The organism is Stenotrophomonas sp. C3(2023), from assembly GCF_032911385.1.
Classification (GTDB): Bacteria; Pseudomonadota; Gammaproteobacteria; order Xanthomonadales; family Xanthomonadaceae; genus Stenotrophomonas.
Genome location: NZ_JAWJLO010000001.1, coordinates 1,447,933 through 1,466,535, shown reverse-complemented (window position 1 = coordinate 1,466,535; position 18,603 = coordinate 1,447,933). Strand labels below are relative to the sequence as shown.

15 protein-coding genes are annotated in these 18,603 nt (G+C 66.4%); 9 read left to right on the top strand and 6 right to left on the bottom strand.

What is annotated here, in order from left to right; all coding sequences use genetic code 11:
- Positions 1–212 precede the first annotated feature (212 nt).
- From RZA67_RS06395 to RZA67_RS06375, 5 genes are all read right to left on the bottom strand, one after another.
- Complete coding sequence (locus RZA67_RS06395) at positions 213–881, bottom strand: DUF2058 family protein (RefSeq protein ID WP_317211806.1); 669 nt, start codon at positions 879–881, stop codon at positions 213–215.
- 10 nt (positions 882–891) lie between these two features.
- Complete coding sequence (locus RZA67_RS06390; protein WP_317211804.1) at positions 892–1,134, bottom strand: SlyX family protein; 243 nt, start codon at positions 1,132–1,134, stop codon at positions 892–894.
- Positions 1,127–2,473, bottom strand: a complete 1,347-nt coding sequence (locus RZA67_RS06385; protein WP_317211803.1) for a UDP-glucose/GDP-mannose dehydrogenase family protein — start codon at positions 2,471–2,473, stop codon at positions 1,127–1,129. Before RZA67_RS06385 ends, RZA67_RS06390 begins: the two co-directional genes overlap by 8 nt.
- Positions 2,474–2,493: 20 nt before the next feature.
- Positions 2,494–3,477: an FKBP-type peptidyl-prolyl cis-trans isomerase gene (locus RZA67_RS06380; RefSeq protein WP_317211802.1), complete on the bottom strand. Its 984-nt coding sequence runs from the start codon at positions 3,475–3,477 to the stop codon at positions 2,494–2,496.
- A gap of 95 nt (positions 3,478–3,572) precedes the next feature.
- On the bottom strand, positions 3,573–4,130 hold the full coding sequence (locus tag RZA67_RS06375) for a glutathione peroxidase (protein ID WP_317211801.1): 558 nt from the start codon (positions 4,128–4,130) through the stop codon (positions 3,573–3,575).
- 498 nt (positions 4,131–4,628) lie between these two features.
- On the opposite strand from RZA67_RS06375, the gene RZA67_RS06370 reads away from it, so the two are divergent.
- The 7 genes from RZA67_RS06370 to RZA67_RS06340 all read left to right on the top strand — a co-directional run bounded on the left by RZA67_RS06370 (position 4,629) and on the right by RZA67_RS06340 (position 12,740).
- Complete coding sequence (locus tag RZA67_RS06370) at positions 4,629–4,991, top strand: GntR family transcriptional regulator (RefSeq protein ID WP_317211800.1); 363 nt, start codon at positions 4,629–4,631, stop codon at positions 4,989–4,991.
- A complete protein-coding gene (locus tag RZA67_RS06365; RefSeq protein WP_317211799.1) occupies positions 4,988–5,860 on the top strand; it encodes an ABC transporter ATP-binding protein in 873 nt (290 codons plus the stop codon). Before RZA67_RS06370 ends, RZA67_RS06365 begins: the two co-directional genes overlap by 4 nt.
- Positions 5,857–6,882 carry a hypothetical protein gene (locus RZA67_RS06360; protein ID WP_317211798.1) on the top strand — a complete coding sequence of 342 codons (1,026 nt, stop codon included), beginning with the start codon at positions 5,857–5,859 and terminating at the stop codon, positions 6,880–6,882. Before RZA67_RS06365 ends, RZA67_RS06360 begins: the two co-directional genes overlap by 4 nt.
- A 17-nt stretch (positions 6,883–6,899) precedes the next feature.
- Positions 6,900–7,778 carry a DUF2807 domain-containing protein gene (locus RZA67_RS06355; RefSeq protein WP_317211797.1) on the top strand — a complete coding sequence of 293 codons (879 nt, stop codon included), beginning with the start codon at positions 6,900–6,902 and terminating at the stop codon, positions 7,776–7,778.
- Between the two features lie 54 nt (positions 7,779–7,832).
- Positions 7,833–8,408 (top strand): hypothetical protein, encoded by a 576-nt coding sequence (locus RZA67_RS06350; protein WP_317211796.1) that lies wholly within the window; start codon positions 7,833–7,835, stop codon positions 8,406–8,408.
- A gap of 122 nt (positions 8,409–8,530) precedes the next feature.
- The gene (locus tag RZA67_RS06345) at positions 8,531–8,956 is read left to right on the top strand and encodes a hypothetical protein (protein WP_317211795.1); all 426 of its coding nucleotides are present in this window, start codon (positions 8,531–8,533) and stop codon (positions 8,954–8,956) included.
- A 244-nt stretch (positions 8,957–9,200) separates the two neighbouring features.
- Positions 9,201–12,740: an ESPR-type extended signal peptide-containing protein gene (locus RZA67_RS06340; protein WP_317211794.1), complete on the top strand. Its 3,540-nt coding sequence runs from the start codon at positions 9,201–9,203 to the stop codon at positions 12,738–12,740.
- Between the two features lie 182 nt (positions 12,741–12,922).
- Here RZA67_RS06340 and RZA67_RS06335 read toward each other — a convergent pair whose 3' ends face one another.
- Positions 12,923–14,350 carry a class II fumarate hydratase gene (locus RZA67_RS06335; protein WP_317211793.1) on the bottom strand — a complete coding sequence of 476 codons (1,428 nt, stop codon included), beginning with the start codon at positions 14,348–14,350 and terminating at the stop codon, positions 12,923–12,925.
- Positions 14,351–14,937: 587 nt separating this feature from the next.
- Here RZA67_RS06335 and purB point away from each other — a divergent pair.
- Both purB and RZA67_RS06325 read left to right on the top strand, forming a co-directional pair.
- On the top strand, positions 14,938–16,305 hold the full coding sequence (gene purB, locus RZA67_RS06330; protein ID WP_317211791.1) for an adenylosuccinate lyase: 1,368 nt from the start codon (positions 14,938–14,940) through the stop codon (positions 16,303–16,305).
- Between the two features lie 852 nt (positions 16,306–17,157).
- Positions 17,158–18,603 carry a cupin domain-containing protein gene (locus RZA67_RS06325; protein WP_317211790.1) on the top strand — a complete coding sequence of 482 codons (1,446 nt, stop codon included), beginning with the start codon at positions 17,158–17,160 and terminating at the stop codon, positions 18,601–18,603.

Genomic DNA, 18,603 nt, shown 5'->3' with positions numbered 1-18,603 from the left:
GTCACCTACCCAAGGCCGGGGCCAGGCGGGCATCCACAAGCGCGCGATGAAGCCGGTAGGTGACGACCGTTGGTCGTCACGCTGTTGCTGCCGGCGCGGCGCCCGGCCAAACGGGAAAGCACGGCTGCGCCGCACAACCTTGACGACCAACGGTCGTCACCTACCGAAGCAGGCAGCGTGGCGACCAACGGTCGTCACCTACCGGGCTTGGGTTACCAGACCAGATCGTCAGGCACCTGGTACCGGGGATCGGCGTACGGGTCGTCGGCTGCCGGTGCATCGGGGTCGACCTTCAGCGCGATCGCCGGGGCGAAGATCGCTTCAGCCTCGGCCAGCACCTGCGCGCTCACCAGCACGTAGCGACCGCCCTGCTGCACCACGCCCAGCTCGCCAGCGTTGAGCGCCTTGAGCTGTTCGGCCGTTACATAAATGCGCTTGATCTTGCCGCCATACGGGAAGTGCCGGGCTATCTCGGCGGCGTCATCGTTGAGCGCCTTGTCCTTGAGCAGCTCATCAAGCTTGGCCTTGGCTTCACGGCGCAGGCGGGCTTCCTCCTGCTTGGCACGCTCAGCCTGCAGGCGCTCTTCCTTCTCACGCTGGGCGCGGATGGCGTAGGCCTTGGCCAGATCCATTTCCTCGCTGCTGCGCGGTTTGCGCGGCGCCTGCCCACGGCGGTTGCCGCCCGTCGGCTGGGCCTGACCCTGCCCTTGTCGGCCCTGCGACGGTCGCTGCTCGGACCTGCCGCTGCCGGGCTTGCCGGCTGGCTTGCCACCCGGGCGAGGTCCACCGCGGCCATCACGGCGCGCTTCGGGTTTGCGTTCGGGCTGGGGCGCGGACTTGAAGCCCAGGCCCAGCAACTGGTCGCGCAGAGTATCGCTCATGACAGTGCGTTCAATAGTGCGGCGGTGGCGGCTCGTCCACCGGGTCGGAAGAATTCAGCGCGTTGCGGACCTTGCCCAGGTCTTCCAGCAGGACGCGCATCAGGTTGGCGTTGCGGCTGCCTTCCATGCGTGCTTCGGCCAGCGCATCGCTCAGCTCGGCCAGCGCATGTTCCTGGAAGGACACGCGCATCTCCAGCTCGACCATGCGTGCTTCGAGTGCGAGCTCGCGCTCGGTCGGTGCGGCCTCATGCATGCAGGGATCGTCCACGGCCGATGCCGTAATAGGCCAGACCGCAGGATTCGATCTCGGCCGGGTCATAAAGGTTGCGGCCGTCGAAGACGACCTTGTCTGCCAGCGCGGTGTGCAGGCGGGCGAAATCCGGGCTGCGGAACTGCTTCCACTCGGTCACCACGATCAGCGCGTCGGCACCGTCCAGGGCCTGCCACGCGTCATCGCACAGCACCAGATCATCGCGCTGGCCGAAGATGCGCTGGGCTTCGTGATGGGCCTCTGGATCGTAGGCGCGTACCTTGGCACCGGCATCCCACAGCTGCTGCAGCAGACGCCGGCTGGAGGCCTCGCGCATGTCATCGGTATTGGGTTTGAAGGCCAGGCCCCACACCGCAAAGGTCTTGCCACGCACTGCCGCCGCGTCATGCTGGTAGTGGCGGCCGACCAGCTCGAACAGGTGGCCTTTCTGCGCCGCATTGACCGCTTCCACCGCATCCAGCAGACGCGGCTCCACGCCGTTCTGCTGGGCGATCCGGGCCAGCGCCTGCACGTCCTTGGGGAAGCACGAGCCGCCGTAGCCGGCGCCGGGATAGATGAAGTGCCAGCCAATGCGCGGGTCCGAGCCGATGCCCTGGCGGACCTTCTCCACATCAGCCCCCACATGCTCGGCAATGTTGGCGATTTCGTTCATGAACGAAATCTTGGTGGCCAGCATCGCATTGGCGGCGTACTTGGTCAGCTCGGCCGACCGCAGATCCATTTCCACCACGCGGTCGTGGTTGCGGTTGAACGGCGCGTACAGCCGCCGCATCAGTGCCACCGAGTCGGCGTTGGAGGACCCCACGATGATGCGGTCCGGGCGCATGCAGTCGGCCACGGCGTCGCCTTCCTTGAGGAACTCCGGGTTGGAGACCACATCGAAGTCGAGCTGTACACCACGCGCGGCCAGTTCAGCAGCCACGGCCTGGCGCACCTTGTCGCCGGTGCCGACCGGCACCGTCGACTTGTTCACCACCACGGTGGGCACCTGCATGTGCTGGCCGATGGTGCGCGCCACGGCCAGCACATACTGCAGGTCCGCGCTGCCATCTTCGTCCGGGGGCGTGCCCACGGCGATGAACACCACCGGGCACTGGCCGATGGCCTCGGCCGCGTCGGTGGTGAACTGAAGACGGCGGGCCTGATGGTTGGCCTTGACCATCGGCTCCAGGCCCGGCTCGTAGATCGGGATGACGCCCTTGTTCAAGCCATCGACCTTGGCCTGATCGATGTCCACACAGGTGACCTGGTGGCCGACATCGGCCAGACAGGTCCCCGTCACCAGACCGACGTACCCGGTCCCGAAGATTGCAACGCGCATGCAGTGGGCTCCTGCGTCGTTTACGGCGTGAAGCTCATCAGTTCAACGTCGAACGTCAGGGTGGCGTTCGGGCCGATCGGGCCACCGGGAGTTCCATTCTCGCCGTAGGCCAGATTGCCCGGGATCCAGAAGCGGTACTTGGAACCGACCGGCATCAGCGCCACGCCTTCAGTCCATCCGGCGATGACCTGGTTCAGACCGAACTCGACCGGCTGGCCGCGCTGGTAGCTGCTGTCGAAGACGGTGCCGTCCAGCAGCTTGCCTTCGTAGTTGACCTTGACCTTGCTGGTCGGCATCGGGCGCTCGCCGCTGCCCGGGCGGATCACCTGGTACTGCAGGCCCGAGGCAGTGGTCACCACACCCGGCCTGGTCTTGTTGGCGGCCAGGAATGCATTGCCTTCCTCGCGGTTGGTCTGCGCGGCCTTGGCGGCCTTTTCCTGCATCTCGGCCTGCTTGCGGCCCATGAAGGCCTGCAGCGTCGAGGCGGCTTCCTGTTCGCTCATCTTCGGCTGGCCACCATTGAAGGCAACGCCAACAGCGTCGAACAGCGAAGCCAGGTCGATGTCGTCCTTCAGCTGCGCCAGCGACGGGCCCACCATGTAGCTGCCCAGCATCAGGCCGACGTCCTTCTTGTCCACCGCCGGCGGCGCGCTGCCCGGCGCCATGCCCGGGACCTGCTGACCTGCGGCCACGGCCATCACCTTGCGCAGATCGCCATCGACCTTCTGGGCCTTTTCCTGGGTGATCAGCGGGGTCTTGCCTTCAAAAACAGCCTGCACGGCCTGCTGCATGGCGGCCAGATCGATGTGCGACTTGATCTGCTCCAGCGATTTGGCCACGTCGGTACCGATCGCGTAACCCAGCTTCTGCTTGGAATCCAACGTTGCTTTCTCCTTGGCGGCAGCTGCGGGTGCAGCGGCCGGTTGTTGCGACAGGGCCACACCGCTGGTGCCCATCGCCAGAATCAGAACCGACGCCGCGGCCTTACGCATTCCCATCTTCATTCGTGCATTCCTGGAAGTGACTGTTCGCCGACGTCGGCGTGAAAGCGTTCATTGTCGCACGCATGCCATGGATGTCGAGGCATGCCTGCCCGGTTTCAAGAACGGGGCGCGGCCAGCGCACGCTCGATGGCGGCCTTGAGCTGCGGATCATCGGGCGTGACCCGGCTCGGGAACTGGGCGATCAAGCGGCCATCGCGGCCGATCAGATACTTGTGGAAGTTCCATGCCGGCGCCACGCCGCTGGCTGCGGTCAGGCGCTGGTACAGCGGGGTGGCCTGCGCGCCGATGACATGGACCTTCTCGAACATGGGGAACTTGACCCCGTAGGTCAGCGTGCAGAACTCCTGGATCTCCTGCTCGCTGCCCGGGTCCTGGCCCTTGAAGTCGTTGGAGGGGAAGCCCAGTACGGCAAAGCCACGGTTTTTCAGGTCCTGGTTCAGCTTCTCCAGCCCTTCGTACTGCGGGGTGAAGCCACACTTGCTGGCGGTGTTGACAACCAGCAGCACCTGGCCGCGGTAACGCTGCTCCAGGTTCACCGGCTCCTTGCCGGCCAGCGGACGGTAGGAAACGTCGAGCAGATCGGTCGCGAAGGCCGGCACCGCCAGCAGCACCCCGGCGGCAAGCAGTAGGCGGGCGGAGAAACGCTTGAACATGGCGGGTTCCTGATCGGGAGGTCGCCCCTCGCGGGCATCGGCGCGAACTATAGCACCGGCGCCAGAGACCGCCGGAGCCATATGCGACAAGGGTCGGCTCCCGCCGATGGCCGCAGCGGTCCGCTTCTACGGGGCCCGGCCCGGCCCCTGCCATCAGTTGGGTAAATCAGATGTTGCATCGAGGCGTGTCGGTGTTATAGTTGCATACAACACCAGCAACCCGGAACAGAGGCAGCAGATGATCGCGATTCACTCTCGCCATGCAAGCCCTGCCATGACGGCGGCGGCCCTGCTGCTGCTGGCCGGTTGCATGGCAACGGCAATGATGCGTCTGGCCTCGCAGGCCGCAAACGCACCCGACGCCGCCCAGGTGCAGGACGCTTCATCGCCGGAAGCAGGACGCGCCCCAACGGCACCCTCCCCCCCGCGTCGGCTGAACAGCTCCCTGTCTATGCCGTACTTCTCATTCGCACAGTCGCTGAATTCCCGGAGCTGACCATGAGCGATATTCAATGGAGCGACGGCGCTCCAATCTACCGCCAACTCAAAGAGCGTGTCATTGCCATGATGCTCGACGGCATCCTCAAACCGGGCGACGCCCTGCCCTCGGTGCGCCAGGTGGCCGCCGACTACCAGCTCAACCCGATCACCGTATCACGCGCCTACCAGGAACTCGCCGACGAGGGCCTGGTGGAGAAGCGCCGCGGCCTGGGCATGTTCATGACCGAACAGGCCGCCAGCCAGCTGCGCAGCAGCGAGCGTGACCGGTTCCTCAATGAAGAATGGCCGGCCGTGCTGGAGCGGATCGCACGGCTGGGCCTGGACCTCCACGACCTGCTGCCCAAGGGGAAGACCGAATGAACGCCGTCAGCTCGGATGTGATCACCGCCCGCGGCCTGCGCAAGGCCTACAAGAAGAGCCTCGCGCTGGACGATGCCAGCTTCAGCATTCCAGCAGGCCGCATTGTCGGCCTGATCGGCCCCAATGGCGCTGGCAAGACCACCGCGCTCAAGGCCGTGCTCGGCCTGAGCTCCGTGGAAGGCGAGCTGAGCGTGCTTGGCCAGGACCCGCGCCGGCATCGCGATGCGCTGATGAATGACATCTGCTTCATCGCCGACGTGGCAGTCCTGCCGCGCTGGCTGAAGGTGCGCGATGCCATCAACTTCGTCGCCGGCGTGCACCCGCGATTCGACCGTGCCCGCTGCGAGCGCTTCCTGGCCTCCACGAAACTGCAGCCCAAGCAGCGTGTGCGAGAGATGTCCAAGGGCATGATCGTACAGCTGCACCTGGCGCTGGTGATGGCCATCGATGCGCGCATCCTGGTGCTGGACGAACCCACTCTCGGCCTGGACATCCTGTATCGCAAGGAGTTCTACCAGCGCCTGCTGGAGGATTATTTCGACGAGCAGAAGACCATCATCATCACCACCCACCAGGTGGAGGAAGTCGAGCACATCCTCACCGATGTGATGTTCATCCGTGACGGCAAGGTGGTACTCACCGCCGACATGGAGAACCTGGGCCAGCGCTACACCGAGGTGCTGGTCAACGCCGACCAGCTGGACAACGCCCGTGCCCTGCGGCCGATCGACGAACGCGCGCTGCCGTTCGGCAAGAGCGTGCTGCTGTATGACAACGCCGCGCCAGAGCAGCTGGCCGCCCTGGGTGAGACCCGCAGCCCGGGCCTTGCCGACCTGTTTGTCGCCATCATGAAGGGAACCTACGCATGAACGCCCTCACTCATCCGGTCAGCCCGCTGGGCACCCTGCGCTGGCTGATCAAGCGCGAATACTGGGAAAACCGCGGCGGTTTCTTCCTCGCCCCGGTCATCGCCGGGCTGGTCTCGCTGCTGATGACCGGCATCGGTCTGGTGCTGAGCCTGTTCGCCCTGCGTCGTGCCGCCGAGAGCGGCAACCTGCACGTGGCCAACGAGAAGATCAGCGTCAACGGGCTGGACCTGAACCTGCTGGTCGGCAACCTGGATGCCGCTGGTCGCGCCGACCTGGCCAACGGCATCGACGGGGTGGCCATCATCACCTCCTCCTGGCCGTTCGTGGTGCTGGCCTTCGTGGTGTTCTTCTACTGCCTGGGCGCGCTGTACGATGATCGTCGCGACCGCAGCATCCTGTTCTGGAAGTCGCTGCCGCTGTCGGACACCCAGACCGTGCTGTCCAAGGTACTGAGCGCTACCCTGCTGGCCCCGGTGATCGCTACCGCCGCTGCCCTGCTGACCCTGCTGGCCTGCCTGCTGCTGCTGGGCCTGGTGGCGATGTTCCACGGCGCCGACCCGATGGCCACGGTATGGGGCCCGTCGAGCCCGCTGAAAGTGGTCGCCGGTTACCTGTCCTGGATTCCGGTGTATGCACTGTGGTCGCTGCCTACCGTCGGCTGGCTGATGCTGTGCTCGGCCTGGGCGCGCAACAAGCCGTTCCTGTGGGCGGTGCTGCTGCCGGTGTTTGCCGGTGCGGTGCTCAGCACCACCAAGGTTCTGAGTCTGTTCGGCGGCAGCGCCGGCTGGTTCTGGAAGCATGTGGTGGGCCGCGCCCTGCTGGGCACTGTGCCGGGCATCGACGCGCTGTACCGGGAGAACCTGATGCAGCTTGGCCAGCAGACTTCCAGCATCGCCGAACTGCTGGGCCCCTCGACCCGCCTTGCCACGCTGGCAACGCCGGAACTGTGGTTTGGCGTGCTGGCCGGCGCGGTGATGATTGTCCTGGCCATCGCACTGCGCCGCCGCGCCGGCGAAATCTGACTCAAGGAGAGACCACCATGCGTTCACTGATCCTCTGTTCTGCCCTGCTGCTGTTGCCGCTGTCCGCGCTGGCCAACGATGCACCCTGCCGGTTTACCAGGACACTGGACCTGCCACTGCAGGTCGGCGACGCCCGCGCGGTGGTGCTGGAAGTCAACCAGCACGATTTGGACGTGCGCGCCGACGGCAGTGCAGCACGACTCGGCGGCCGCGCCTGCGCCTCCAGCGAGGCCCTGCTTGCCCAGCTCAGCCTCACCCAGCGCCGCCAGGGCGACAAGCTGATCGTCACCCTGCGCCGCGACACCCAGCCGGGCATCAACCTTGGCCAGCACTATGCGTGGCTGGATGTCAGCGGCAGCATCCCGGCCAACGTGCCGGTGCAGCTGAAAGTGGGCTCCGGCGATGCCCGGGTCAGCGGTGCTGCCTCGATGAGCATCGACATCGGTTCTGGCGATGTGGTGGCCAGCGGCACGCGTGGCACGCTGCACGCCACGGTCGGCTCGGGCGATCTGGAGATCGACGGCGGTGAGAGCGTGCAGCTGCTGGCGCTGGGCTCGGGTGATGCGCAGATCCGCAACATCGTCCGCAACGTGGAGATCGGCACAATCGGGTCGGGCGATGTGACGCTGTCCGACATCGGCGGCTCGCTCAAGCTGGATGTGATGGGCTCAGGCGAGCTGGATGCGCGTACGGTTCGCGGCAACGCCGAGATCGGCGTGGTCGGTTCGGGCGATGTCAAGCTGCGGGCGGTGAGCGGCAACGTCAACGTGCGTGCCCACGGCTCGGGCGACATCACCGTCGACGGCGTAGGCGGCAACCTCACTGTGGCCCGCAGCGGCAGCGGCGACGTCCGCCACAAGGCCGTGACCGGCACCGTCAGCCTGCCCAAACGCTGACATCACCGGGCCACGCGCCCGGTCTTCTTTCCTCACGCATGAAGGAACTGCACGATGAAACTGCGCATGCTGCTGCCGGCCCTGCTGCTGGCGCTTCCCCTGGCCGCCTGCGGCGGACGCGATACCGACGCGCCGGCCGCCGATGCCAATCCGGACACCACGCTCGGCAAGACGGTGCGGGCCGCCACCGACCAGGCGCGCAAAGCGCTGCTGGACGGCAACCTCGCCTTGAATGCGAGCGGCCAGCCAAAGGCGGAAATCACCCCTGACGGCCATCTGCTGATCAGCGGCAGGGACGTGGCCACCACCGCCGAGCAACGCGCGCAGCTGCTGGCCTACCGGCAGCAGATCCAGGCGGTCGCCGAGGCCGGCATGGAGATCGGCGTGGCAGGTGCGAACCTGGGCACGCGGGCGGCGGGTGAGGCCATCCGAGGGATCTTCAATGGCAACACGGCGGACGTCGAGGCGCGGGTCAATGCCGAGGCCGACAAGCTCAAGGCTGAAGCCAACAAACTGTGCGAGCGCATGCCTGCCTTGATGGCCAGCCAGCAGGCACTGGCCGCCACGCTGCCAGCCTTCGCGCCTTACGCCACGATGGACCAGAGCGACATCGACAGTTGCGGCGCGTGATCTTCGCCGCGTGCCGGTCGCTGACCGGCACGCGGTCGCGGCCCCTGCGACAAAAGCGCACACCCTGCCCCGGCGGGCGGCCCGGCTTACAATGCGGTGTTTCCCCACCGTACAGAACTGCCATGAAGAAGCTGTTCCTGCTGCTGGCCGCCCTGCTCTGCCTGGGCCTTGCCGGCTGCGATCAGACGTACCGCGAGCACCGCGCCGAGCGCGGCAAGCCCAAGATCAGTGTCAGCAACGAGCTGGTCACCGTGCGTCGGCAGCCTGCGCCCAACATCATCATCCTGCCCAGCGGCGAGATGAAGATCGACGAAGTGCTGATTCCGCTGCATCCGGAGCAGCAGCAGATGCTGCAACAGATGTTTGGCCACCTGCAGGTGCTGCGCCAGAACACGCTGGCCGACGCGCCGGCCGATCCGGACATGAAGCCGGTGAAGATTGCCGTGCCTGACGGCATGAGCCCGATCCCGGCCGACCTGGTGCAGGCCATTCCCGAGTTCAAGGATTACACAGCGACCTTCAACAACATCGTCGCTGACCGGCGCTGATCTGCCCCTATCGCTGCTGCCAAACGCCGCCCCACAAGGGCGGCGTTGTTCGTTTCAGCGTGCGTGCAGGCGGCTGGCTGGGTTTACACCATGCCAAACCGCAGCTGAAAACCCGTGTCGCACAGGATGCCTCGCCTATCGATTAAGCCATGTCCGATATTTCGTATTGATCGCCGCAATCAGCATGGTCACGTCCGGACACAACCGGCCCGTTTGCACATCACACCAACAGGGAAACGTAACCATGAACGCTGTCTACAAACTCATTTTCAATATCTCCACCGGCACCTGGGCCGTGGCCCATGAACTGGCCGCTGCCCGCGGCAAGAAGAGCCGCACCCGCCTGGCTGCGGCGATGACCATCGCCCTTGCCATGCCGGCCGGCGCCGCGCTGGCCGCCGACGCCCCGCTGCAGTGCGGTGTGAACGAAACCATTTCTGCTGATGGGCTGCGCTGTGAGACCTCCGCTTCGACGATGTCGCCCATGGCCGGTGGCATTGGCACGATGGCCACCGACGTTCAGAACCAGCGCTACATCAGCTACGGCGGCTTTGGAATCCCCACCGTTGACACACCCGCTGTCGCGTCGGGAAATTACACGATCGCCATCGGCGGAAGCGCAGAGGCTGGCAGCGCAGGCAACGGCTACTCAACTGCGGTGGGTGTGAACTCCAAAGCCACCAGTTCAATCGCAACTGCGCTTGGCTACAATGCCAAGGCGACTTCCTCTGCAACAACGTCGGTTGGTGCCGACACCTCGGCGTCGGGTCTTCGGGCTACCGTGATTGGCTATGGTGGCAATGCAAGCGCCACCGACTCGGTGGCCATTGGTGCCAACTCCGTCGCTGACGTGGATAACACCGTTTCCGTCGGCAACAGCACCCTGCAGCGCAAGATCGTCAACATGGCCGATGGCGCCCTGTCGGCCACCAGCAAGGAAGCCGTCAACGGCTCGCAGCTGTTTGCCACCAATGGCCGGCTGACCACCGCTGAAGGCAACATCAGCACCCTGACCACCAACGTGGCCGGCAACACCACCGCCATCACCAACCTGCAGAACGGCACCACCGGCCTGGTCCAGCAGGACGCCACCACCAACAACATCACTGTGGCAGCCAGCAGCGTCGGCGGCAGCGTCAGCCTGCGCGATGCCAACAGCGACTCGCGTATCCTGACCGGCGTGCGTGCCGGCGCGGCGCGTACCGACGCGGTCAATGTCAGCCAGCTGCAGTCCACTCTCGACGGCATCGGCGGCGGCCAGACCGTGGACGCTACCACCGGCGCGGTCAGCGCCCCGACCTTCACCGTCGGTGGCACCACCGTACGCACCGTGGGCGCAGCCCTGACCAACCTGGATGGCCGCGTGACCACCGTGCAGGGTGATATCACCAACCTGCAGACCAACATCGCCAACGGCAGCATCGGTCTGGTGAAGCAGGACGCGAGCACCGGTGAAATCACTGTGGCCGGGGACAAGGAAGGCACCGAAGTCAGCTTCGCCGGCGTCGATGCCAGCGGCGCTGCCGTCAACCGCACCCTGAGCGGCGTGGCCGACGGTACCCTGGCCGCCAACAGCGACGAGGCCGTCAACGGCGCGCAGCTGTTTGCCACCAACGAGGCCGTGGCCGCCAACACGACCGACATCACCAACCTGGACGGCCGCGTGACCGTCAATGAAGGCAACATCACCAACCTGCAGAACCAGATCGGCAACGGCAGCATCGGCCTGGTCCAGCAGGACGCCACCAGCAAGCTCATCACCGTGGCCGGCGACAAGGAAGGCACCGAAGTCAGCTTCGCCGGCGTCGATGCCAGCGGCGCTGCCGTCAACCGCACCCTGAGTGGCGTGGCCGACGGTACCCTGGCCGCCGACAGCGACGAGGCCGTCAACGGCTCGCAGCTGTTTGCCACCAACGAGGCCGTGGCCGCCAACACGACCGATATCACCAACCTGCAGGGCGATGTGACCAACCTGAACACCTCGGTCACCAACCTCGATGGCCGTGTGACGACCGCCGAAACCAACATCACCGACCTGCAGAACCAGATCGGCAACGGCAGCATCGGTCTGGTCCAGCAGGACGCCACCACCGGTGAAATCACCGTGGGCGGCGACAAGGGCGGCACCTCGGTCAACTTCGCCGGCATCGACGCCAGCGGCACCGCGGTGGACCGTACCCTGACCGGCGTGGCCCGTGGCGCTGCCGACAACGACGCGGCCAACATCGGCCAGGTCAAGGATGTGGTGGCCGGCCTGGGCGGCGGCGCTGCCGTCAACCCGGACGGCAGCATCACCGCGCCGAGCTACAGCATCGGCGGCACCAGCTATGACAACGCCGGTGATGCGTTCACTGCAGTCGACGGCTCGCTGACCAACCTGGACGGCCGCATGACCGTCAACGAAGGCAACATCAGCAACCTGACCCAGCAGTTCAACGACCTGAGCAATGGCACCGCCGGCATCGTCACCTATGATGCGGTGGCAGGCAGCGTCAACGTGGCCGCCGGCCAGGCGGGCAGCGTGGTCAATGTGGCCGGAACCGCCGGCAACCGCACCATCGCCGGCGTGGCTGACGGTGACGTCTCGGCCACCAGCGACGAGGCTGTCAACGGCTCGCAGCTCAACGCCACCAATGAGCGCGTGAGCGCCAATGAAACCAGCATCGCCAACCTCGATGGCCGCGTGACCGTCAATGAAGGCGACATCAGCAACCTGACCCAGCAGTTCAACGATCTGAGCAGCGGTTCGGCCGGCATGGTCACCTACGACGCAGCCACCGGCAGCGTTGCCATCGGCGCCAACGTCGGCGGCGATGTGGTCAACATGAGCGGCACCGCCGGTGCGCGTCGCCTGGGCGGCGTGGCCAACGGCGTGGCCGACACCGATGTGGCCACCATCGCCCAGCTCAAGGCCTCGGGTCTGGTTGATCCGAACACCGGCCGCGCCCTGGGTGCACTGGTGTACGACGACCTGTCGCTGGACCGTGCCACCCTGGGCGGCACCAACGGCACCGTCATTGCCAACCTGGGCAACGGCCTGATTGCCGCTGGCAGCCGCGAAGCGGTCAACGGTGGTCAGCTGTGGCAGATGAACGCTGACTGGGAAGCCAAGTGGAACCAGATGGACGGCCGCGTCGGCACCATCGAGCAGGGCATCGCCGATGGCAGCATCGGCGGCCCGGGTGGCGGCCTGCCGGGCACCGGCGGTGACTGGCGTGGTGTCGGTGACGGTTCGACCGCCATCGGCGACGGCGCTGCAGCCGACGGCACCGGCGCGGTCGGCATCGGCAACGGCGCTGACGCTGGCGGCGCCGGCTCGGTGGCCATCGGTGACGGCGCTTCGGCGACCGGTGACAATTCGGTGGCCATCGGCAAGGGCTCCACGGCAGACCGTGACAACGAGTACTCGGTGGGTTCGGAAGGCAACGAGCGCGTGGTCAGCAACGTGGGCCGCGGCACCCGTCCGACCGATGCGGTGAACCTGGGCCAGATGGAAGACCGTTTTGCCGCCGAGCGTGACTGGGCCAACGGCCGCTTCCAGGCCGTGGACAAGCGCATGGACCGCATGGGTGCGATGAACGCGGCCATGGTCAACATGGCGGTCAGCGCCGCCGGTGTGCACACCACCAACCGCGTAGGTGCCGGTGTCGGCTTCCAGAACGGCAAGTCCGCGCTGTCGGTGGGCTACCAGCGTGCTCTGAGCGATCGCGCCACCATTACCCTGGGTGGTTCGTTCAGCGGCAGCGAAGCCTCGGCCGGTTTCGGCGCAGGCTTCGGCTGGTAAGCCGATGACGTTGTAAAGCGTTGGTGTGAGCAGGGTGTCCTCGCCCTGCAAGCGCTGGAGGCCCGCGGTCGGATGACCGCGGGCCTTCTTTTTTACGCGCGTCCAGGGCCGGGATGTACGCGGCGGCGGCACGCTTTCAGCGGGGCAGAGCCCCGCTCTACGGGGTGCGTCGCAGCGCTGCGTCAGCCGCCCGCACCGCCGCCACCGGCTTGAATGCCACCGGCAGTCAGCGCCTTCGGATCGAGCAGCCGGCGCAGTTCGGCCTCGCTCAGGCCACTGTCCTCGATCGCTACCTCGATCACCGCGCGCTGCTCCTTGTAGGCCCGCTTGGCGATGGCAGCCGCTTTCTCGTAACCGATGATCGGATTCAGCGCGGTGACCAGGATCGGATTGCGCGCCAGCGCTTCGGCCACCCGGTCGTGGCGCACCTTCAGGCCGGCGATGGCGCTGTCGGCCAGCAACCGCGAGACATTGGCCAGCAGGCCGATGCCATCAAGCAGGTTAACGGCAATCAACGGCAGGGTCACATTGAGCTGGAAGTTGCCGGTCTGGCCCGCAACGGTGATGGCGGTGTGGTGGCCGATGACCTGCGCACAGGCCATCACCGTGGCCTCGGGGATCACCGGATTGACCTTGCCGGGCATGATCGAGCTTCCCGGCTGCAGCGCGGGAAGCTCGATTTCACCGAGCCCGGCCAACGGACCGGCGTTCATCCAGCGCAGATCATTGGCGATCTTGATCAATGCCACGGCCAGCGCGTTGAGCTGACCGGACATCTCCACCGCATCGTCCTGCGCGGCAAGCCCCTCGAACTTGTTGGCCGCACTTTCAAAACGCACGCCGGTCTGCGCCTTCAGCGATCTGGCCACGCGCGTGCCAAAGCGCGGGTCGGCATTGATGCCGGTGCCGATGGCGGTGCCGCCCAGTGGCAGGCGCTGCAGGCGCCTGAGGCTGTCCTCGATGCGCTGCTGGGCCGAGGCCAGCTGTGCCGACCAGGCACCGAACTCCTGCTCGAAGGTCAGCGGCATGGCGTCCATCAGATGGGTGCGGCCGGTCTTGACCACCTTGCGCAGGCTGCGGCCCTTGCGGTCGATGACCTTGCGCAGGTGTTTCAGTGCCGGCAGCAGCTGCTCATGCGCGGCGAGCGCGGCCGACACGCGCAGCGCCGTGGGAATCACATCGTTGGAGCTTTGCCCCTGATTGACATGATCGTTGGGGTGAACTGGCGTTTTCCCCGCTTTTCCAGCACGGTTTGCCAGCGTGGCAATGACCTCGTTGGCATTCATGTTCGAGGACGTGCCCGAGCCGGTCTGGTAGACATCGATGGGGAACTGATCGTCCCAGTGCCCCTGCGCGACCTCGGCGGCAGCACGCTGCACGGCCTTGGCGATGTTGCCGGGCAGGTGGCCGAGTTCGGCGTTCACGCCGGCGGCGGCGCCCTTGACCAGACCGAGAGCGCGGATGAAACCGCGCGGCATGCGCTGGCCCGAGACCGGGAAGTTCTCAACGGCACGCTGGGTCTGTGCGCCCCACAGGGCACCGGCAGGCACCTGCAGTTCCCCCATGCTGTCATGTTCGATCCGGACGCCTTCACTTGCTGCTTTGCTCATTGCATCGACTCCGCACTACTTCGTGTTTGGGAAGGGAAGCGGCGGCTGGCAGGGTGTCGCTTCCCGGGCTGGCGGCAGACCCTCACGATACTCGTTATTGCCGGGCGCTGCCCGGCACCCGCGCCTGCGGCGGGCTGCAAGCCACAGCCACAGCAACTGCCGAAGCGTCGGCTGCGCATCGGTTTGCGGTGGGCGGGGCGGTGCGCGGTTGTGGGGATCGGCAAGAGCTGCTCCTGCGTGCCTCGGCGAGCGCCATCCAGGCGCTCGACGTCCCCACAACCCCGCCCCGCCCCGCCTTCGACACTTCCCCATGGACGGCCAGCATCTCTGCCCCTGCCCCTGCCCCTGCCCCAGCTCTTGCTTCTGGCAGGTGACGACCGTTGGTCGTCACGCTCGCCCATCCGGCATGAGCATTGTTGGACGAAGCAGAGCCCCCCTTGGTAAGGGGGCGCTCAGACAGGCGCGGGGGCCTGGAGGGTCATGAGCCGAGACCCGCAGTTTGCAGAGCAAATCGTGGGGCGTAAGCGCGATTGCGCTTGCGCGGCGTTAGAATGTTGTCCCCGCCGCTTCTGCCTGCCCCTGCCGACATGTCCGAATACGCGCTGCTTGCCCTGTCCCCGCTCGATGGCCGTTATGCCAGCAAGGTTGATGCCCTGCGACCGATCTTTTCCGAGTTCGGCCTGATCAAGGCCCGCATCAAGGTCGAGGTGGAATGGCTGCTGGCATTGGCCGCCGAGCCGGGCATTGTCGAGCTGGCCGCGTTTTCCGCCGGCGCCACCCAGCGCCTGCGGGCGCTGGCCGACGGCTTCAGCCCGGCACAGGCCGCGCGGGTCAAGGAGATCGAGCGCACCACCAACCATGATGTCAAGGCGGTGGAGTACTTCATCAAGGAGCAGCTCAAGGATGATGCCGAGCTGGCACCGGCACTGGAGTTCGTGCATTTCGCCTGCACCAGCGAGGACATCAACAACCTCAGCTACGGTGTGATGCTCGAGCAGGGCCGCCGCGAGGTGCTGCTGCCCAGCCTGGACGGCATCGTCGCCAGCCTGCGTGCTCTGGCCCATGCCCAGGCCGCCCAGCCGATGCTGTCGCGTACCCACGGCCAGACCGCCTCGCCGACCACGCTGGGCAAGGAACTGGCCAACGTGGTGGCACGGCTGGAGCGCCAGCGCCGGCAGATCGCCGCAGTGGAACTGACCGGCAAGATCAACGGTGCAGTGGGCAACTACAACGCGCACGTGGCCAGCTACCCGGATGTGGACTGGCCGGCATTCGCCGAACGCTTCGTCACCAGCCTGGGGCTGGTGTTCAATCCGTACACCACGCAGATCGAGCCGCATGACAACGTGGCCGAGATCGGCGATGCGGCACGCCGCGCCAACACCATCCTGATCGACCTGGCACGCGACGTGTGGGGCTACATCTCGCTGGGCTACTTCAAGCAGAAGCTCAAGGAAGGCGAAGTCGGCTCGTCGACGATGCCGCACAAGGTCAACCCGATCGACTTTGAAAATGCCGAAGGCAACTTCGGCATCGCCAATGCGCTGTTCGAGCATTTCAGCGCCAAGCTGCCGATCAGCCGCTGGCAGCGCGACCTGACCGACTCCACCGTGCTGCGCGCGCTGGGCACCGCGTTTGGCCACACCCAGGTGGCGCTGGATTCGCTGGCCAAGGGCATCGGCAAACTGGAGGTCAACCCGCAGCGTCTGGATGCCGATCTGGATGCGGCCTGGGAAGTGCTCGCCGAAGCAGTGCAGACGGTGATGCGTCGCCACGGCCTGCCCAACCCTTACGAGCAGCTCAAGGCGCTGACTCGCGGCCAGGGCATCACCGCCGAGTCGATGCACGCGTTCGTTGAAGGTCTGGACCTGCCGGACGAGGCGAAGCAGTCGCTGCGAGAGATGACCCCGGGCAGCTACACCGGACTGGCCGAACGCCTGGCCAGGCAGATCTGAGGTTGACGGCCGGGGCTCTGCCCCGGCCCCCCGCGCCTGCGGCGGGCTTCAAGCCAACAGCAAGGGCAACAGCAACAGCAACAGCAACAGCGTAGAGCATCGGCTCTGCGCTGTCCTGCGCTTGGCGGGGCGGTGTGGGCCTGCGGGGGACGGCAAAAACTGCGTCCTGCGTGCCTTGTTTCGCGCCATCCCTGGCGCTCGACACCCCCGCAAACCCACACCGCCCCGCCCCCGACACGTCCCGGTGGACGGACGGATCTAACAGCTTTTGGCTTTTGGCTTTTGGCTTTTGGCTTTGGGTTTTGGCTTTGGGTTTTCGGCTTTTGCTTGGGAGCGGGGCAGAGCCCCGCTCTACTTTTTTCTTTTTCCGTGGCTGGCGCGCACGAAAACTGTCCCAGGTCGGGCGGGTTGGGTCTGCGGGGGTGTGGGAGCCCTGGATGGGCGGACACAAGCCTACATGGACGTACTTGCGGCGTCCCCCGCAGACCCAACCCGCCCGACCTTCGCATGATCTCAGTGCACCTGCCACGAGGGGCTCTGCCGTTGGCCGCCAGTGCGGGGGTGTGGGAGCCCTGGATGGGCGGACACAAGCCTACATGGGTGAGGGCGCTTTGCTTGCGAAGCACAGCTTCGCAAGCGCCCGAACGCACAGCCGCTATGCGGCTGGGCCGGTCCCCGGTGGGGTACTTGCGGCGTCCCCCGCAGACCCAACCCGCCCGACCTCCGCACAGCCCCGCGTTGCACCAGCCACGAGGGGCCCTGCCGTTGGCCGCAGACCACACCACGTGCGATTCCGCGCCGAACGGCGGACAATACCGCCATCTGTCCAGATTCCCGCTGCAAGGATTCCCCATGGCCGCCCGCAAGCCCGTTGCCTTTCCGCTCGAAGTCCATGCCCGCCCCGGCAAACCGCTCGGCATGTCCCCGGCCGCCTTCCTGCGCGACTACTGGCAGAAGCGTCCGCTGCTGATCCGCAATGCCTTCGCCGACTTCCAGACCCCGGTGATGCCGGACGACCTGGCCGGACTGGCATGCGAGAACGGCGTGCTCGCCCGCCTGATCCGCCACGACCGCGCCACCGATGGCTGGAGCGTGCGCAGCGGCCCGTTCCAGGAAAGCGACTTCCCCGGCCTGCCCGACCATGACTGGACCCTGCTCGTCCAGGACGTGGACAAGTGGGACCCCGACGTACGCGCAATGATCGGTCACTTCGACTTCCTGCCGCGCTGGCGGATGGACGATGTGATGATCAGCTTCGCCGCCACCGGCGGCTCGGTCGGCGCCCATGTCGACCAGTACGATGTATTCCTGCTGCAGGCCCATGGCCACCGCCGCTGGCAGATCGACGCCAGCGAAGCCGTGCGTGGCAAGCGCCCGCCGCTGGACTTCCGTCCCGACGTGGAACTGAAGCTGCTGCAGCGCTTCAAGGCCACCCACGACTGGGTGCTGGCACCGGGTGACATGCTGTACCTGCCACCGAACGTGCCGCACAACGGCGTGGCCGAAGATCCCTGCCTGACCTTTTCCTTCGGCATGCGCGCGCCCTCCTCGGCCGAACTGATCAGCGATTATCTGGACGCTTTGATCGTCGACGCCGACGAGAACATCCGTTATCAGGACCCCGACCTGAAGCTGCCGGCCGATCCCAATGAGATCGACACCCTGGCGATGAACCGTGTGGTCACCGCGCTCAACGCCATCCGCATGAACGACCCGGACCGGCTGGGTGACTGGTTCGGCCGCTTCATCACCACCTACCGTGCCGCCGGTGAAGTGATGCCCAGCGGCCCGGCGCCCTCGCCCGAAGAGATCACCACGGCCCTGGCCGAGGGCATGCTGCTCGAACGGCATCCGTGGGCCCGTCTGGCCTGGCGCCGCGCCACGCGCGGTGCCCGCCTGTACTGCAGCGGCCTGGATATCGCCATGCCGGTCAAGGACGCCCAGCGCCTGGCCGCGCATGAGCGGCTTGATGCCGCCGCCTGGCGCGGGCTCTCGGCCAAGGGCCAGCAGGGCCTGCACGCCCTCATGCAGCAGGGCTACTACCAGGTGATCGACCCGGACTACGAGGAGCCGGAGGACGAGCAGGACCCTGTCGAGGTGGTCGCCGCCGTGGATCAGGTCCAGCAGATCGACGATGCGTTCGACGACGGCGTCCATGAGGTGACCGTGCACGAGGAAGGCGTCGAGGTCGTGGTCAGCTTCGAGCACGACGAGCGCGACGAGGACGAGGACCAGGACGCGGGCGACGGGGCGGTGCCCGCTGCGCCGGTGGTGCCGGTCGGCAAGGCCCGCGGCTGA

Bases quoted from the DNA above. Each gene is read 5' to 3' on its own strand.
- RZA67_RS06395 (WP_317211806.1), bottom strand. From the start codon at position 881: ATGAGCGATACTCTGCGCGACCAGTTGCTGGGCCTGGGCTTCAAGTCC.
- RZA67_RS06390 (WP_317211804.1), bottom strand. From the start codon at position 1,134: ATGCATGAGGCCGCACCGACCGAGCGCGAGCTCGCACTCGAAGCACGC.
- RZA67_RS06385 (WP_317211803.1), bottom strand. From the start codon at position 2,473: ATGCGCGTTGCAATCTTCGGGACCGGGTACGTCGGTCTGGTGACGGGG.
- RZA67_RS06380 (WP_317211802.1), bottom strand. From the start codon at position 3,477: ATGAAGATGGGAATGCGTAAGGCCGCGGCGTCGGTTCTGATTCTGGCG.
- RZA67_RS06375 (WP_317211801.1), bottom strand. From the start codon at position 4,130: ATGTTCAAGCGTTTCTCCGCCCGCCTACTGCTTGCCGCCGGGGTGCTG.
- RZA67_RS06370 (WP_317211800.1), top strand. From the start codon at position 4,629: ATGAGCGATATTCAATGGAGCGACGGCGCTCCAATCTACCGCCAACTC.
- RZA67_RS06365 (WP_317211799.1), top strand. From the start codon at position 4,988: ATGAACGCCGTCAGCTCGGATGTGATCACCGCCCGCGGCCTGCGCAAG.
- RZA67_RS06360 (WP_317211798.1), top strand. From the start codon at position 5,857: ATGAACGCCCTCACTCATCCGGTCAGCCCGCTGGGCACCCTGCGCTGG.
- RZA67_RS06355 (WP_317211797.1), top strand. From the start codon at position 6,900: ATGCGTTCACTGATCCTCTGTTCTGCCCTGCTGCTGTTGCCGCTGTCC.
- RZA67_RS06350 (WP_317211796.1), top strand. From the start codon at position 7,833: ATGAAACTGCGCATGCTGCTGCCGGCCCTGCTGCTGGCGCTTCCCCTG.
- RZA67_RS06345 (WP_317211795.1), top strand. From the start codon at position 8,531: ATGAAGAAGCTGTTCCTGCTGCTGGCCGCCCTGCTCTGCCTGGGCCTT.
- RZA67_RS06340 (WP_317211794.1), top strand. From the start codon at position 9,201: ATGAACGCTGTCTACAAACTCATTTTCAATATCTCCACCGGCACCTGG.
- RZA67_RS06335 (WP_317211793.1), bottom strand. From the start codon at position 14,350: ATGAGCAAAGCAGCAAGTGAAGGCGTCCGGATCGAACATGACAGCATG.
- purB (WP_317211791.1), top strand. From the start codon at position 14,938: ATGTCCGAATACGCGCTGCTTGCCCTGTCCCCGCTCGATGGCCGTTAT.
- RZA67_RS06325 (WP_317211790.1), top strand. From the start codon at position 17,158: ATGGCCGCCCGCAAGCCCGTTGCCTTTCCGCTCGAAGTCCATGCCCGC.